This window comes from Cohnella sp. (genome assembly GCF_041641335.1).
Taxonomy (GTDB): domain Bacteria; phylum Bacillota; class Bacilli; order Paenibacillales; family Paenibacillaceae; genus Cohnella.
This window is the reverse complement of record NZ_JBEPYQ010000057.1, coordinates 1-15,091: the sequence shown is the minus strand read 5'-3', so window position 1 is coordinate 15,091 and position 15,091 is coordinate 1. Positions and strand designations below refer to the sequence as shown.

The 15,091-nt window shown below is 54.6% G+C and carries 9 protein-coding genes; all 9 read left to right on the top strand.

From position 1 onward, the window contains the following. Positions 1-15: 15 nt before the first annotated feature. Positions 16-1,719 carry an extracellular solute-binding protein gene (locus ACESLM_RS18390; RefSeq protein ID WP_372633029.1) on the top strand — a complete coding sequence of 568 codons (1,704 nt, stop codon included), beginning with the start codon at positions 16-18 and terminating at the stop codon, positions 1,717-1,719. 164 nt (positions 1,720-1,883) lie between these two features. Then, positions 1,884-3,563: an extracellular solute-binding protein gene (locus ACESLM_RS18385; protein ID WP_372633028.1), complete on the top strand. Its 1,680-nt coding sequence runs from the start codon at positions 1,884-1,886 to the stop codon at positions 3,561-3,563. A gap of 70 nt (positions 3,564-3,633) precedes the next feature. Further along, the gene (locus tag ACESLM_RS18380; protein WP_372633027.1) at positions 3,634-5,211 is read left to right on the top strand and encodes a response regulator; all 1,578 of its coding nucleotides are present in this window, start codon (positions 3,634-3,636) and stop codon (positions 5,209-5,211) included. A gap of 15 nt (positions 5,212-5,226) precedes the next feature. Beyond that, positions 5,227-6,993 carry a sensor histidine kinase gene (locus tag ACESLM_RS18375; RefSeq protein ID WP_372633026.1) on the top strand — a complete coding sequence of 589 codons (1,767 nt, stop codon included), beginning with the start codon at positions 5,227-5,229 and terminating at the stop codon, positions 6,991-6,993. A gap of 600 nt (positions 6,994-7,593) precedes the next feature. Continuing rightward, complete coding sequence (locus ACESLM_RS18370; RefSeq protein WP_372633025.1) at positions 7,594-8,556, top strand: ABC transporter permease; 963 nt, start codon at positions 7,594-7,596, stop codon at positions 8,554-8,556. Between the two features lie 18 nt (positions 8,557-8,574). Continuing rightward, positions 8,575-9,465, top strand: a complete 891-nt coding sequence (locus ACESLM_RS18365; protein ID WP_372633024.1) for a carbohydrate ABC transporter permease — start codon at positions 8,575-8,577, stop codon at positions 9,463-9,465. 247 nt (positions 9,466-9,712) lie between these two features. Beyond that, a complete protein-coding gene (locus ACESLM_RS18360) occupies positions 9,713-11,425 on the top strand; it encodes an extracellular solute-binding protein (protein ID WP_372633023.1) in 1,713 nt (570 codons plus the stop codon). Between the two features lie 116 nt (positions 11,426-11,541). Beyond that, positions 11,542-13,437: a sensor histidine kinase gene (locus tag ACESLM_RS18355; protein ID WP_372633022.1), complete on the top strand. Its 1,896-nt coding sequence runs from the start codon at positions 11,542-11,544 to the stop codon at positions 13,435-13,437. Then, on the top strand, positions 13,412-14,983 hold the full coding sequence (locus ACESLM_RS18350) for a response regulator (protein ID WP_372633021.1): 1,572 nt from the start codon (positions 13,412-13,414) through the stop codon (positions 14,981-14,983). The genes ACESLM_RS18355 and ACESLM_RS18350 overlap by 26 nt, the downstream gene beginning before the upstream one ends. Positions 14,984-15,091 lie beyond the last annotated feature (108 nt).

Here is a 15,091-nt window from a genome sequence, read left to right as displayed (position 1 = left end):
AGGGGTAAAATCAGTATGAAGAAGTTGAAAAAACCGGCGTTATTGATCCTTTCGTCGGTGCTGCTTCTTTCGGTGATTCTTGCCGGCTGCAGCAAGAAGGAAAACTCCAACAGCGGAGCAAGCTCGTCGCCCAGCAGCAGCGCCAGCACACCTGCGGAGAGCAGCCCGAGCGCCAGCGAAGAGGCGCCGGCAGGATGGGTATTCGGCTCCGAACCGCTCGCGTTTTCCGCATATGCGCACTATGGCTGGCTGGATTTCCCGGCGGACATGACGCAAGTGCCTTTCTGGAAATATCTTAAAGAGAACAAGCAAACCAATATTACGGCGATCCAAGCCAAAGGCAACCACGCTCAGCTGATGACGACGATGATGGCTTCCGGCGAACTTCCCGATCTCATCTATACGGACCGGTATCACCCGGATCTCAACCGTCTGTACGAAGCGGGTCAGTTGGTAGCGTTCGACGACTACCTGGATAAGTATCCGAACCTGAAGAAGTACTTCGACAAGAAGTACTTGGACATTCTTCGCGCTCCGGACGGCAAGCTGTACAAGTTCCCGAACTGGTACACGGATCATCCGACAAGTACGGCGGGTTACGTCGTCAACAAGAAAATCTACGAGGAACTCGGTTCCCCGCCGCTTGTGACGATGGACGATCTGTACAGCTACCTGGTAGCGGTTAAAGCCAAATACGGCGAAGAGATCATTCCGTTCGAGCCGGACCGCACGCAAGACGCGCAAGGCATCGGCTTGATCTACGCCGGCTTCAAGGAAGGCGCGCTGTATCAATCGCTGGGAGCGGCGCTGCTGGCCGCTCCGGAAGGCGACAAGCTGACTTCCGTCTTTACGGATCCGGCTTTCCGCGAATCCCAAAAGTTCGTATCCAAGCTGTATCGCGAAAAACTGATTTCCCAAGACATGTTTACGCAAGATAGAGGTAAGGTTCAAGAGAAAATTTTGACCGGTCGCGTAGCGATCTATGCAGGCTCCGGCGTAACGACTTGGGGCATGCAAGGCGACATGGAGCTGAAGAAATCCGATCCGAACGCAGGTTACTTCATGATCTGGCCGCTTGCCAAAGCGGGACTTGATCCGAAGAAAATCTATGCAGGAGGCTACGACGCTCTGGGCTGGAACGTCAGCGTGATTACGAAAGCGGCCAAAGATCCGGAGAAAATCTTCGCGTTCCTCGACTGGATCACCGGTCCGGAAGGCATGTCGGTTCAATTCTTCGGCGCTCCGGGGCCGGACGGCAACTGGGACGGATTGGACGAGAACGAATACCCGAACTTCACGGCGAACTACGATGCTGTCGAAGTTGCGGACATCCAAGCGAAGAACGACCCTGTCATGATCGCGGGCAACAGCTCCTACATCGACAAAGCGAAAGCGAAATACGAAGATACGCAGCCGCTTGAGAATCAGAACTGGGCAGCTCGCTGGCAGCGCGATATTACGTGGCCTTCGTCCAACGACATTACCGAATTCCGCAACAACCTGGAGCCGCCTGCGGACGGCGAGCTGGGAGATATCAGACAAAACACGCTCGATCTGTTCCTGCAAATTCTCTCCGAGACGGCTACGGCCAAGAGCGACGCGGATGTCGACAGAATTCTCGACGCTGCGGAAGACAAAGCTCAGAAGCTCAACTATCAGAAGCTGCTCGACTGGAGAACGGAAAGATGGCTTGAGAACAAGAAGATTCTTGGAAGCTGATCGCCGGACGGGTCAGAGTTAAACCATCGCAGTAGAGAAGAGGTACCCCCGAGGATAGAAATTCCCCCCTCGGGGATATCTCTGTTTCTGTTATTCTATATCACAGCAGGATGTTTAGGGGGAAGAAACCTTCCCCGCACATGCGCCGCAATGGGGGAAACGAGATGTGGAATGTCGGAAGGCAAATCGTTCGGAGAACCGGGGCGCTGCTCATTGCGCTATCGTTGGCGGCATGCGATACGCAGCTTGTATCCGATCCGCCGGCCCCACTCCAACCTTCGTCAGAAAGAGTCGATCCGCCGGCGGCCGAAGGGCCATGGAGCGACATATACGAGTTGGGGAAGGAACCGCTTAACGTATCCTTTTACGCGCATTACAGCTACTACAACATGCCGAAGTGGGGAGGAGATCCCTCTTCGAAATGGATTCAAGAAAACAAGAAAATTCATGTGCAGGGAATCAGCCCCGAAGGAAACGGCACTCAGAAGCTGCAGAAGATGATCGCGAGCAGGAAGCTGCCGGATCTGATCTGGGGACAGAGAGACGCCGACCTGGAGCGTCTTCGCCAAGCCGGGCTGCTCGTTCCGCTGGACGATTATATCGAGAAGTATCCGAATTTAAGAACATGGGCGGGGACGAAAACTTTGAATCTGCTGCGTTCTTCAGACGGTAAAATTTATTATTTCCCCAATTATTATACGGATCGTCCTTACGGCAACGCGGGTTACGTGGTCAACAAGAAAATCTACAGGGAGCTCGGGTCGCCGAAGCTGGAGACGACGGACGACCTGTATCTGTACTTGAGACGGGTGAAGGAGAATTATCCGAACGTCGTGCCGTTCGAGACGGGTCTTGCCAAAGAAGGGCAAGGCATCGATCAATTGTTTTCGGCGTTCAAGGAGGACAATTTCAGCTTCACTCGCTACTATGCGGTCGTGACCGGGGACAGAATGACTTCGATTTACAAGGACCAAGGGTTCCGCGATTCGGCCAAGTACGTCGCCAAGCTGATGCGGGAAGGCTTGATGACGCAGGACGCATTCACCCAGACGGAGGAACAGATCGCCGAGAAGCTGATGAGCGGATATGTGGCCGTATACGCTGGAGCCGACCCGGTCAAGCTGGCTATGCCGGCCAACGCGGAGCTTTCCAGCAAAGATCCCGGCGACGGTTATTTTTTCATCGAACCGATCTACAGGAGCGGCTTGGACAAGAGCAAGATTTATCCGGGAACGTACAACTTGCTCGGCTGGAACGTCTCTGCGATTACGACGAGCGCAGCCAATCCGGAAGCGATCTTCGCGATGCTGGACTGGATGACGGGACCCGAAGGATCTTCCGTGCAGATGTGGGGACCACCGGGACCGGACGGCTACTGGAACGGCTTCAAGGAGGACGGCATCACGCCCGCTTTTACGGCCAAATACAGCGAGGACCCGGAAGGGCTCGCCAAAATCCAATCCGTATCCGGGGATATGATCTGGGCGGGCAACACGACCTTCCTCGATAAGACGAAGAGCGAGTTCGAAGAGACGCTGCCGGAGGAGAGGCAGAACTGGGCCACCTATTGGCAGAAAAAGATTACATGGAATTCCCAGGGGGACGCAACGCCGTTTATCAACCTTCATCCGATGCCCGATACCGACGTGGGTTCGATTCACCGCAGAGTCAAGGAGATCTGGCTGAAGGCCCGGGCGGACGCTGTATTCGGCATGTCGGACGGAGAGGTCGACAAGATTCTCGACAATGCGCACGAACAGTCGATGGAGATCGGGTTCCAGATCTATCTGGACTACATTACGGACAGATGGCATTGGAATTTGCAGAAGCTTGAAGAGGAGTAATCTGGCATAACCAGGCATAACCACGCATAACCACGCATAACCGGAGGACGGAAAAATAGGGGGGACGCGCATGTATCAGGTACTGCTGGTGGACGACGAGGAGTTGGATCTCGAGGGGATGCAAAGGTTTATTCCTTGGGAGGAGCTGGGCATGGAGGTGGCGGGAGCCGCCAACAACGCCCTGTCCGCCAAAGACATCATCGAGAGCCGTCCGATCGACATTCTCGTAAGCGATGTCAATATGCCGTATATGTCGGGACTGGAGTTGGCCAGATCAGCGTTGGAGCGGTCGCCGAATCTTCGCGTTATTTTCGTCAGCGGTTATCAGGAGTTCAGCTACGTGCAGCAGGCTCTATCGTTAAAGGCGTACAATTACGTGCTGAAGCCGATGGAAGACGCCGAGCTGGTCGCGACGCTGAAGAAGGTGAAGCACGATCTCGAAGAAGCCGGCAAGCAGCGAGAGGTCGAGGAGTCCTACCAGAGGATGATTCCGATCGCCAAGAGCAACCTGCTCGTGCGTCTGTTCGAAGGAGACACCGGCGAGGGCGGCGCGGATTGGCCCAAGCAATTGGCCGCATACGGACTCAATAAGCTGGCCTGGCCCGTTCGCGTGGCCGTGATGGAGATGGATAAGCTGGCCTGGGAGTATGCGGAGACTCCGAACGCGCAGCTGGAGATGTCGCGAATTTTCCTGGAGCAGGTCAACGCCGCGCTCGAAGGCAAGGGGAACGTGCCGTACTGCAAGCTGAGCACGACGAGAATCGCGCTCGTGCTGGAGGAGAACGGCTTCGACAAGGCGCTCCAGTCGGTGTACGATTCGATTAGAAGGCGGCTGCCGATCTCCGTCACGACCGGAGCGGGCGAGCCGGTACATGCGCTGGCCAGGCTCCATTCCTCGTACCAGCAAGCGATCGAAGCGGTGGAAGGGAAAATGTTTCTGGGCAAGGGGACGGTCATCAAGTACGAGGAAGTGCGGCGGGAGCCCGAGATGCTGGACGCGCGGACGCTGGACGCCCGCATGGAAGCGCTGTTCAAGGCGATGCAGGAGTACAATCTCGTGCGCATCTACGACGAATTCGAGAACCTGTTCCAATCGTTGTCTAGTCTGCGCTCCAAGTTCACGGTGCTGAATCTGTCCAATTATATCATTTGGAACCTGGAGCAGCGGCTGAGCCTTGCCAATGAGAATTTGTTCGAGCTGCTCGATATCGAGCTGCAAAATCTGGATGTGCTGCTGCAATTCGAAACCGTTAACGATATTCGCTCCTGGCTCGTCCACCGCATCTACGAAATATCGGAGAAGCTGCACGATAAGAACAACTCAGCCAACGGCAAGTTCATTCGCGGCGTTATTAATATGATTAAAGAGCGGATGAGCGAGAATATTACGCTGAAGGATTTCGCGAAGCATTTTCCGTTCTCGCCGAGCTATTTCGGATACCTGATCAAGGAGAAGTCCGGGCATACGTTCAACGAATTGCTCGTTCAATTGAGGATGGAGCGGGCGTGCGAGCTGCTCAAGGAGCCGGGTATCAAAATCTACGAAGTGGCCGACCAGGTAGGCTATCGCTATCTGCCGTACTTCAGCAGGCAGTTCAAGGATAAGTTCGGCATGACGCCGCTCGAGTACCGCAAGCGGGAGCAATGATGGAGGTCGCCGGCGATGCGTATTCCGAAGAAAAGAAAGAGGCTCGGCTATATTCCGATCGGATACAAGCTGATGATCTCCTATATGATATTTATCGTGATCCTCGTATCGGTCAACGGATACGTCTCGCATTCCATGTACGATTCGTCCATGCGCAAGCAGACCCGGACGAACATTCAGGGAACGGTGCTGCAAATTCGGGACAACGTCGCGTACAGAACGGACGATCTGACCCGTATTTCGTCCATGCTGTACGACGATTACAATCTCGTGCAAAATTTGCGCGCGATAGAGACCGGAAGGGCGAACGATTACCGAATGAGGCAGATCATTATTCCGAAGCTGGAGAGCGCCTCCCGGTCAATCGGGTTCAATCAGCGGTTGAGCGTATACGTGCACAATCAGACCGTGAACGAGGTATATCCCGAGCAGACGTACAATATCTATCATATGAAACGGATCGAGGACAAACCCTGGTACGTGGACTTTCCTGAAGAGCTGTACGGCATGACGATGATGTGGATGCAGGCGGAGGAGGATGCGGAGGAGGGCCGAATCTCGCTCATTCGGCGGCTGGTCGACACTTCGAATCCGCTTGAGCTCGAAGAACTCGGCATGATGCGGTTCAGCGTAGCCTTGAAGGAACTGTTCGAGAGCGTCGACTTCGAGAAGCTCGGGGAAGGCAGCATGCTGCTCGTGAAAAACTCGGCCGGCAATGTGATGTATTCTTCGGGAGTTCCCGAATCGATGGTCGAGCAGCCTGAGGCTGAGGATAATCGCTATATTACGATTGAGGAGAAAATGCAGCGGCAAGGGTGGACGATCGTCGCGCGCGTCCCGGTGACGATTATCGCGCAGGAAGCGAAGAAGGTGACGACGTTCATCATCGGCATCTGCGTTCTCTGCTTCTTCCTGTTCACGTTCGCCGGCGTGTTCATCTCCCGGTACTTCTCCAAGCGGATCACGAAGTTCGTATCGGTGCTCAACGCGTTCCGCGAAGGCGATCTCCACAAGCGCATCGCCTATAAAGGCAAGGACGAGTTTTCCCAGATTGCCACCGCCCTGAACGGAATGGGCGAGGACGTCGGGGCGTTGATCAACAAGGTGTACTTAACGCAGCTGCAGAAGAAGGAAGCGGAGCTGGAGATGCTTCAGCTGCAGATCAATCCCCATTTTCTGTACAATACGCTGTCCTCGATCAACCGTCTGGCCAAGTTCGGGGAGAACGAGAAGCTGCAGAAGATGGTCGTGCAGCTCGGGAAGTTTTACCGGCTGACGCTCAATTCCGGCCGCACGCTTATTCCGATCTCGTCCGAGATCGAGCAGTCGAACGCGTATTTGGACATCCAGAAGGTCAAATACGGCAATCGCCTGGAAGTGCTGTTGGACGTCGACGTAGCCGTATGGCCTTACGAGACGATCAAGATCATTCTGCAGCCGTTCATCGAGAATGTGCTTAAGCATGCTTGGTCAGGGGATCGCATTCATATCCGCGTTGCCGTGCGCAAGGAGGGGGAGGAAATCCATTACCGGATTATCGACGACGGCCTGGGAATGCCGCCGTGGAAAATCAGGGACATTCTGAATCCTCCGAGCGAGACCGAGAGCGAGACCGGCTACGGAATCCGGAATATCGATCAGCGCATCAAGCTGCAATACGGGCCCGAATACGGCGTCTCCATCTTCAGCAGGCGCGGCGCAGGCACGACCGTGCTTCTGCGGATTCCGGCCAAGAAGCGCAAAGTCCACACGGCGGGAAAAGAAGGCCTGAACGCGTCTTAGCAGAGCGTTCTACTAGCAGATAATAACCGAATAATCTACGGAATCGAAAGGGCGTGCTCCTTCTAATTACGGGGGAACATGCTCTTTCGCCATTTTTCAGGCACAATACGCATGACGGCGGTCGGTCGACCACATGCGGAGGCGGCATCTAACGGTCTGCCAGACCGTTAAAGGGTCGGAATCCGCCGGGAGGCGGCGTCTAACGGTCTGCCAGACCGTTTAAAGGGTCGGAATCCGCCGGGAGGCGGCGTCTAACGGTCTGCCAGACCGTTTAAAGGGTCGGAATCCGCCGGGAGGCGGCGTCTAAGGGTCTGCCAGACCGTTCACGGGTCGGAATCCGCCGGGAGGCGGTGTTTAACGGTCTGCCAGACCGTTAAAGGGGTGGAATCCGCCGGGAGGCGGCATCTAACGGTCTGCCAGACCGTTTTAGGTTCTATCGTTTACCTCTGCATATACTAATTTCTTATGCTGATAACATTGCACCCTCTCCACCTGAAAAAATGCAACCTTCAACGAAATTTGAAGCCTTATGCTTTCGAGAGGAACTGTTTATACTCGGAAAAGAAAGTGTTTATAAGCTTGCGAGGAGTTGTGGCCGTTATGGAAGCCAACGCGGAAGTTCAAGTCCCGACGCGGAAGCCTGACAACAGAAATAGGACGAGTCTGCTGCGGAAATTTTACGGCCAGCGGTATTTGCAGGTCATGGCGCTGCTAGGCGTCGCCTGGATGCTCCTGTTCCACTACGCGCCGATGTACGGAATCGTCATCGCGTTCAAGGAGTACATCGGAATCGGAGAGATCAAGAACGCGCCTTGGGCGGGTTGGGGGCATTTTCAGGCAATCTTCGAGGACGAGATGATGCTCAAGGTCATCCGGAATACGCTCGGCATTAGTCTCTTGAAGCTCATCATCGGCTTTCCCATTCCGATCCTGTTCGCGCTCTTTCTGAACGAGCTTCGCTCCTTAAGGTTCAACCGGATCGTGCAGACGATTACTTATCTGCCGCACTTCCTGTCCTGGGTTATTCTCGGAGGCATCCTCATCTCCTGGCTGTCGGACGTCGGAGTCGTGAACGATGTGCTGATGGGGCTGGGGTTGATCAAGGAACCGATCTTCTACCTGAGCGAGCCGCAATATTTCTGGGGGATCGTGATCGCGTCGGATATATGGAAGGAATTCGGATGGTCGGCTATTATCTATATTGCTGCCATCGCGAGCATCTCGCCAGAGCTGTACGAGGCGGCGACGATCGACGGGGCCGGCAGGTTCCAAAGAATGCGTTATGTGACGGTGCCCTGCATCAAAGGGACGATCTCGATTCTGTTCATTCTGTCGGTCGGCAGCATTCTGAACTCGAACTTCGATCAAATTCTCGTGCTGAAAAATCAAGTCAACGAAAGCATGAGCAGCGTTATCGACATTTACGTCTATGAGATCGGCATCAAGCAAGGACGCTTCTCGTATTCTGCCGCGGTAGGGTTGGTCAAAGGCGTCATCGCTCTCTTCCTGCTGCTTCTTGCGAACTCCTTCTCGAAGAGAATGAACCAATCTTCCTTATTCTAGCCAAGGCGGTGAGATACGATGTTTACTCGCGATCGCAGAACGCGCGGAGATGTATTGTTCGATCGGCTTAACGTCGTCATGATGCTGATCATCTGTTTCGTGACGCTGTATCCGATCTGGTACGTGCTCGTCAACTCGTTCAACGACGGCACGGACGCGATGACTCGCGGGCTGATTTACTGGATTCCGCGCAAGTTCAGTCTGGAAAACTACGAAATCGTCTTCTCCAACGCGGGCATTATGACCGCGATGGGGGTTACGGTGGCCAAAACGCTGATCGGCACGGTTATTCACGTGTTCTTTACCGCGATGGTTGCATACGCCTTATCCCGCCGAGAGCTGCTCTTCCGCAAAGGCTACATGATCATGGGGACGATCACCCTGTTCTTCAGCGCTCCGCTTATTCCCAACTATTTGTGGCTGCGGGATCTCGGGCTTCTCGATACGTTCGGGGTGTACATCTACCCGGCGATGTTCAGCTTCTTCGATCTCATTATTTTCCTGACGTTCTTCCGGGAAATTCCGGACGGTCTGGAGGAAGCGGCCAAGATCGACGGCGCCAACGATTTCTCCATCTTCGTCCGCATCGTGCTGCCGGTATCGCTTCCCGTCGTAGCCACGATCTCGCTATTCCACGGCGTCTGGCAATGGAACGACTACTTCGTCGGGGTTCTCTACACGAACAGCGACAGTCTGCAGCCGATCCAGACGTTCCTGTACCGGGTCATCGCCCAGTCCAGCTCCAACCAGATCGTAGGAGCGACCGGAGGCGCGATTAACCGGACCGTCACCTCGCAGTCGATCAAGCTGGCGACGATGGTCATTACCACCGTCCCGATAATCGTCGCGTATCCGTTCCTGCAGCGCTACTTCGTTAAGGGACTGATGATCGGCTCTTTGAAGGGCTGATCGGGTGAGTACAAATGAGGTTCGAAAAGTTTGGTTTTCAGCACCGAGAAGGTTGGATGAAGCTAGGAAGTGAGGAACGGAGTGTAGGAGAACCTACATGAGTACCGGAAGGTCCGGCTGAATTCAAGATTCGATGTCGAGTAGGCTCCCTGTCAGGCATCGTGATCAAAATCGGACTTTTTGAACTACCTATCAAAGGTTTTACTTTCCCGTAAGGGGATGCTCATACATTATCGATCAAAGGGGTATGACAATGAAAAAGTGGCTCAGCTTATCGATCGTCGCCGCGCTTATGATTACGCTCGTCGCTTGTTCGGGCGGCAACAACAAACCGGAGGCGAGCGGCAGTCCGAGTCCTTCCGCCAGCCAGCCTTCCGCTTCGAGCTCCGAAAGCCCGAGCGCCAGCGAGGAACAGCCTGCCGCGGACGAAGCGGGCTGGAAAGCCGCTACGTCGCCGATTACGTTCGATTGGTACTTGAACTTCGCCTGGTTCCCGAACAAATGGGGAGTAGATCCGACTTCGCAATACATTACGAAGAAAACGGGCGTTAACCTGAACCTGATCGTTCCTGCAGGCAACGAGAACGAAAAGTTGAACGCGATGATCGCGGCCAACCAACTGCCCGACTTCATCACGCTCGGCTGGTGGGAGGAAGGCGTGAAAAAGATGGTCGAGGGCGGTCTCGTAGAGTCGCTTACCGATCTCGCCGAACAGTACGATCCGTACTTCTTCAAAGTCGCCGACGGAGCCAAGCTGAGCTGGTACGCGCAGCCGGACGGCAAGACGTACGTCTATCCGAATGCATCCTCGTCCCCGATGGACTTTAAAAATTTCGGAACCGAGTTTACGTCAAACCAGACGTTCTCCGTACGCAAAGACATCTACGAAGCGATCGGAAGTCCGGACATGCGGACTCCGGAAGGGTTCATTAACGCTCTGAAGCTGGCGAAAGAGAAATTCCCGGAAGTGAACGGACAGCCGCTCATTCCGATCGGCTTCCACGAATTTAACGAAGACGGCAACTATTCGTTCTTCGACGTCGGTCAAGATTCGTCTTACTTGTCCAGCTTCCTGGCGATGCCCCGGGAGAAGGACGGAAAGCTGTACGACCGTCTGACCGACCCGGAGTTCGTCCGCTGGCTGAAGACGTTCCGTCTGGCCAACGAGGAGGGCTTGATTTCCAAGGACGTATTCGTCGACAAGCGCGCTCAGATGGAAGAGAAGATCGCGCAAGGCCGCTACTTCGCGATGCTGTACCAACGCACGGACTTCGCCGCGCAGCAGAACGTGCTGTTCGCCAACGATCCGAATTCCGTCTACATCGCGGTCGACGGACCGGCGAACTCGAATCTGGACGCGCCGACGCTGCCCGGTCCTGCTATCTCCGGCTGGACGGTGACGCTCATCTCCAAGAACGTTAAGGACAAGGAACGCGCGATTAAGTTCCTGAGCTACTTGATCAGCGAGGAAGGCCAGAAGGATATGTACCTGGGCGAGAAGGGCGTATCCTACGACACGATCGACGGCAAAGACCAATTTAAGCCCGAGGTTCTCCAACTGATGAATACGGACCGCTCCGCGTTCGATAAGCAGTACGGCTCTTCGCATACGTTCTGGATGCTCATGGATACGAATATGCAGCTGCAATGGCAGCCTCCTTCGGTCGAGCCGTTCAAGCAGTTGGAAGATTGGACGAAGGGCAAGACGGAAAGCTATTCGCAGTACGATCTGATCAACCCGCCTGCGACGTCTAAGGAAGGGATCAATGCCAAGAAGATCTCAACGGAATGGGGCAAAGCGCTGCCGAAGCTGCTGCTCGCCAAGTCCGAGGCGGATTTCGACCAGACGTTCAACGACTTTGTCGCCAAACGCGACAAGACGGGCTTCGCCGAGCTGATGGCCTACCGCCAAATGAAATACGAGGAAAACGTGAAGAAGCTCGCGGAATTTATGAAGTAAGCTATAGCGGTTCGAAAAACCCAGCGACGCTGGGTTTTTCGGACATTTTCCGGACGCAAAGGCGACTGCCCGTGATAGAATAGGTGCACGAAGCTCGCGAAAGAGATGTGACGAAAATGCTGCGCTATTGGAAGCGGAGACGGGAAAGAATCCGTTTTCGGCTGGAACAGCTTACCTTGCAGAAGAGACTTGTCATCGCCTACATTCTGATCATGCTGCTTCCGAGCCTGCTGATTTCGATGTACATCTTCAAGGGACAGACGGGTAACGCGGTGGAGGAGCTTAGAAAAAACCACGAGTATTCGCTGGAGATCGAGCAGATCAATCTGAAAAACAATATGGAGACGATGAAGCGGGCGGCGGAGCGGGCTTTGGTCGACCGGAGAATCATTGAGTATTTGATGGAGCCGAATACAATGAGCGTGTTGGACTTGATCGATCTGGATCGGATCTACTTGCAGAATATCGTTTGGATCCAGTATAACAATCCGAGCATCGAACGGATCCAACTGTTCGCCAGCAACCCGATGACGAACGAAATGATGCCGGTGCTCCTGCACGAAAGTCGGGTCCGGAATGATCCGTGGTACAAGGAAGTGATGAACTCCGACGAAAAAGATGTATGGATATTCAGCCGTTCTACCCGGGAACTGATCCAGAACCGTCCCGGATTGGAAGAAGATTTTAAACCGAAAATATCGCTCTACCGGGAGCGCCAATATCCGCAAGGGACGCACGTCGGCATTCTGCAGGTCGACATGCTGCTGACGAACTTCTTCCCCAACACGTTCAGTCCGCTGCAGGACGAACAGTCCCAGATGGTCGTGCTCGATCTGCAGGGAGACATTATACGAAATCCGGCCAACCGGTTTCTGGAGCAGAACGGCGTGGACGATGAGACGTTAAGGGAACAGTTCGCTATTCTGGAACCGGATCGGGAGGGGAAAGGCAACTTCAAGTTCAGCGTGAGAGGCGTACCTTACTTGGGCGTCTATGCTTATGTTGAACCACTGGGGGCCTATATGCTGAAGGTAGCGTCGCTTAAGCCCGTATACGACGGCATTAACGATGCCCGCAACCGGATTATTCTGGCCAACGTCATGCTGCTCGCCATTCTCGCGATTTCGACGTATTACTTGAATGCCATCATTCTCAAAAAGCTGCACGTGCTCACCGATTCGATGAAAAGAGTGAGGCAAGGCGACTTCGGGATCGACTTGGACATTCGGGGCGGAGGCGAAGTGGGCGATCTGGCCCACCATTTCCGCAAAATGCTTCGCAAGATCAACGAGCTGATCGCCGACGCGGTCAACAAGCAGGCCGCCGCCAAGGAAGCGGAATTGGCTACGCTGAAAAACCAGATCGATTCGCATTTTCTGTACAATACGCTGGAGAATATCAAAATGATGGCGGAAATCAACGACCAAAGGGAGATTTCCAACGCGCTTACCTCCTTGGGCGGTATGATGCGCTACAATATGCGCTGGACGAGCGAATACGTCCGGCTTAGAGACGAACTTACACATATCGGCAATTACGTGAGTATCGCGAACATTCGTTTCGACGATCGGATTTGTCTGGTGACGGATATACCCGATCCGTACTTGAACCTGGAGCTTCTGAAAATGTCGCTGCAGCCCGTCGTAGAGAATTCGATCAAGCACGGACTTGGGGACGCCGAGCTGACGATCGAGATTCGAGCGAAGAAAGAGGACGACGCGGTGCTGATCTCGATCGTCGACGACGGCGCGGGCATTGCGCCGGAACAGGTACGGGAGCTGAACGCGCGCATCGAACGAGGAGTCGAGGGAGAGTCTCGGGACGCCTCGGGCAAGGGCAACGGCATCGGGCTGGCGAACGTGCACAGCCGGATTCAGATGCATTTCGGCAAGGAATACGGATTGCGGGTCGACAGCGAGCCGGGAAGAGGCACTCGCGTAACGCTTCGCATTCCATGCTTGATCTTGAACGGAGGATTGACGGCCAATGCGGAAGCTGCTGATCGCGGATGACGAGAAAAATATCCGGCTCGGGCTGAAGGCGATGATCGAACGGGAGTGTCCCGGCGCGTATGCGATCCGCCTGGCGGCCGACGGACGGCAAGCGCTGGAGGAGCACGGGCGGGAAGCGGCGGAAATCTTGCTGACCGATATTCGGATGCCGCACATGGACGGAATCGAGTTGATCCGAAAGCTAGCGGAGTTTGGAAATCCGCCGGTGCTGCTGATCTTGAGCGGATACGACGATTTTCAGTACGCCAAGGAAGCGATTAAGCATAAAGTCAAAGAATATTTGCTGAAGCCGATCGTGCGCGACGATCTGTTCGCGGCGCTGGGCAAAGCCGATTCCGAGCTGCGGGAGCGGGATGCGCTTCGCGACCGACTCGGCGAGACGGATAAATATCGCAACGGGATGAGAATCAGTTCGCTGCGGCACATCTGGTCGGCGGCGGAGCTAGGTTCGGAAGAGGTCGAGAGGTTGGCGCGCGAGGCCGGTCTTCAGGACTTCGAGTTCGGCTATTGGGTGGGCATTCTGGATACGGCAGGTCATGAACGGATCGTGATCAAAGGAACGGAGTATTTGGCCGCGGCCGGCAAAGACGAGGCGTATCTTTGCTTGGAGGACAAGGATGATCGGCTCGTCGTTCTCTCCGCCCGGGAGGAGCTGTTGACGGGCATGGTCGGGGAGCTTTCCTCGGCATCGAGCGGGCCGGGCACCTTTTCCGCCGGGCTCAGCGCGAAAGGCGAAGGGCTCGGCGAGCTCAAAATCAAATACGAGGAAGCGCGGCATGCGCTCAAATACCGGCTGCTGCTCGGCCGATCCAGCGACGCCCAGATCCGGTACGAGCAATTGGCTCGGCGGGAGCGAGATTACCCGGTTCCGGTCGGAACGATCGGAAGGCTGGCGAACATGATGGGGACGGACCGCGTCAGCGAAATGAAGACGCTGCTTCAGGAGCTGTTCGCGGCGGACGCGCTTGTCCGCGCGGATATCGGCTATTTCGAAGAGGTAGGCCGTCTGCTGAACGAGTCGATCTTCGATCAAGTGTTCCACACGTACGGAGAAGCGTCGGTGGAAATCATCAAAATGTATAAGATGGCCGGCAGCTTGTACAATTTCGAGCACATTCAGGACTACATTCATTGCGTACAAAATTTGCTGCTAGGACTGAACGATTTTATTCGTCACCTCAAATCGATTCACGTAGATCGCAAAGATATGGATCGAGCGCTGGAATATATTCACGCCAATTATGCCAAAGATCTCAACATGACGATGGTGTCCAACTACGTATCGCTAAACTACACGTACTTTAGCCAGGCGTTTAAGGAGTTCGTCGGCGTCAGTTTCGTTCAATACTTGAAAAACGTTCGTATCGAGAAAGCGAAAGAACTGCTGGCGACGACCAATCTGAAGGTAATGGATATTGGCGAACGGGCCGGGTTCGACAATACGAAGCATTTCAATCGGGTATTCCGGGAGACGGTCGGCGTCACTCCGCTCGAATATCGGCAAAGCTTCTCCAATTCGTCCGGAATGGGGCTGTCCCATAAGTAAACAGAGCCGTACTGAACGATTATCGATGGAATGATGTCATGGGCATCTATCTCCCTCCGATGCTATACGATCCTGAAATTTGGAATGGATAAACCCGTCACAGGGTCA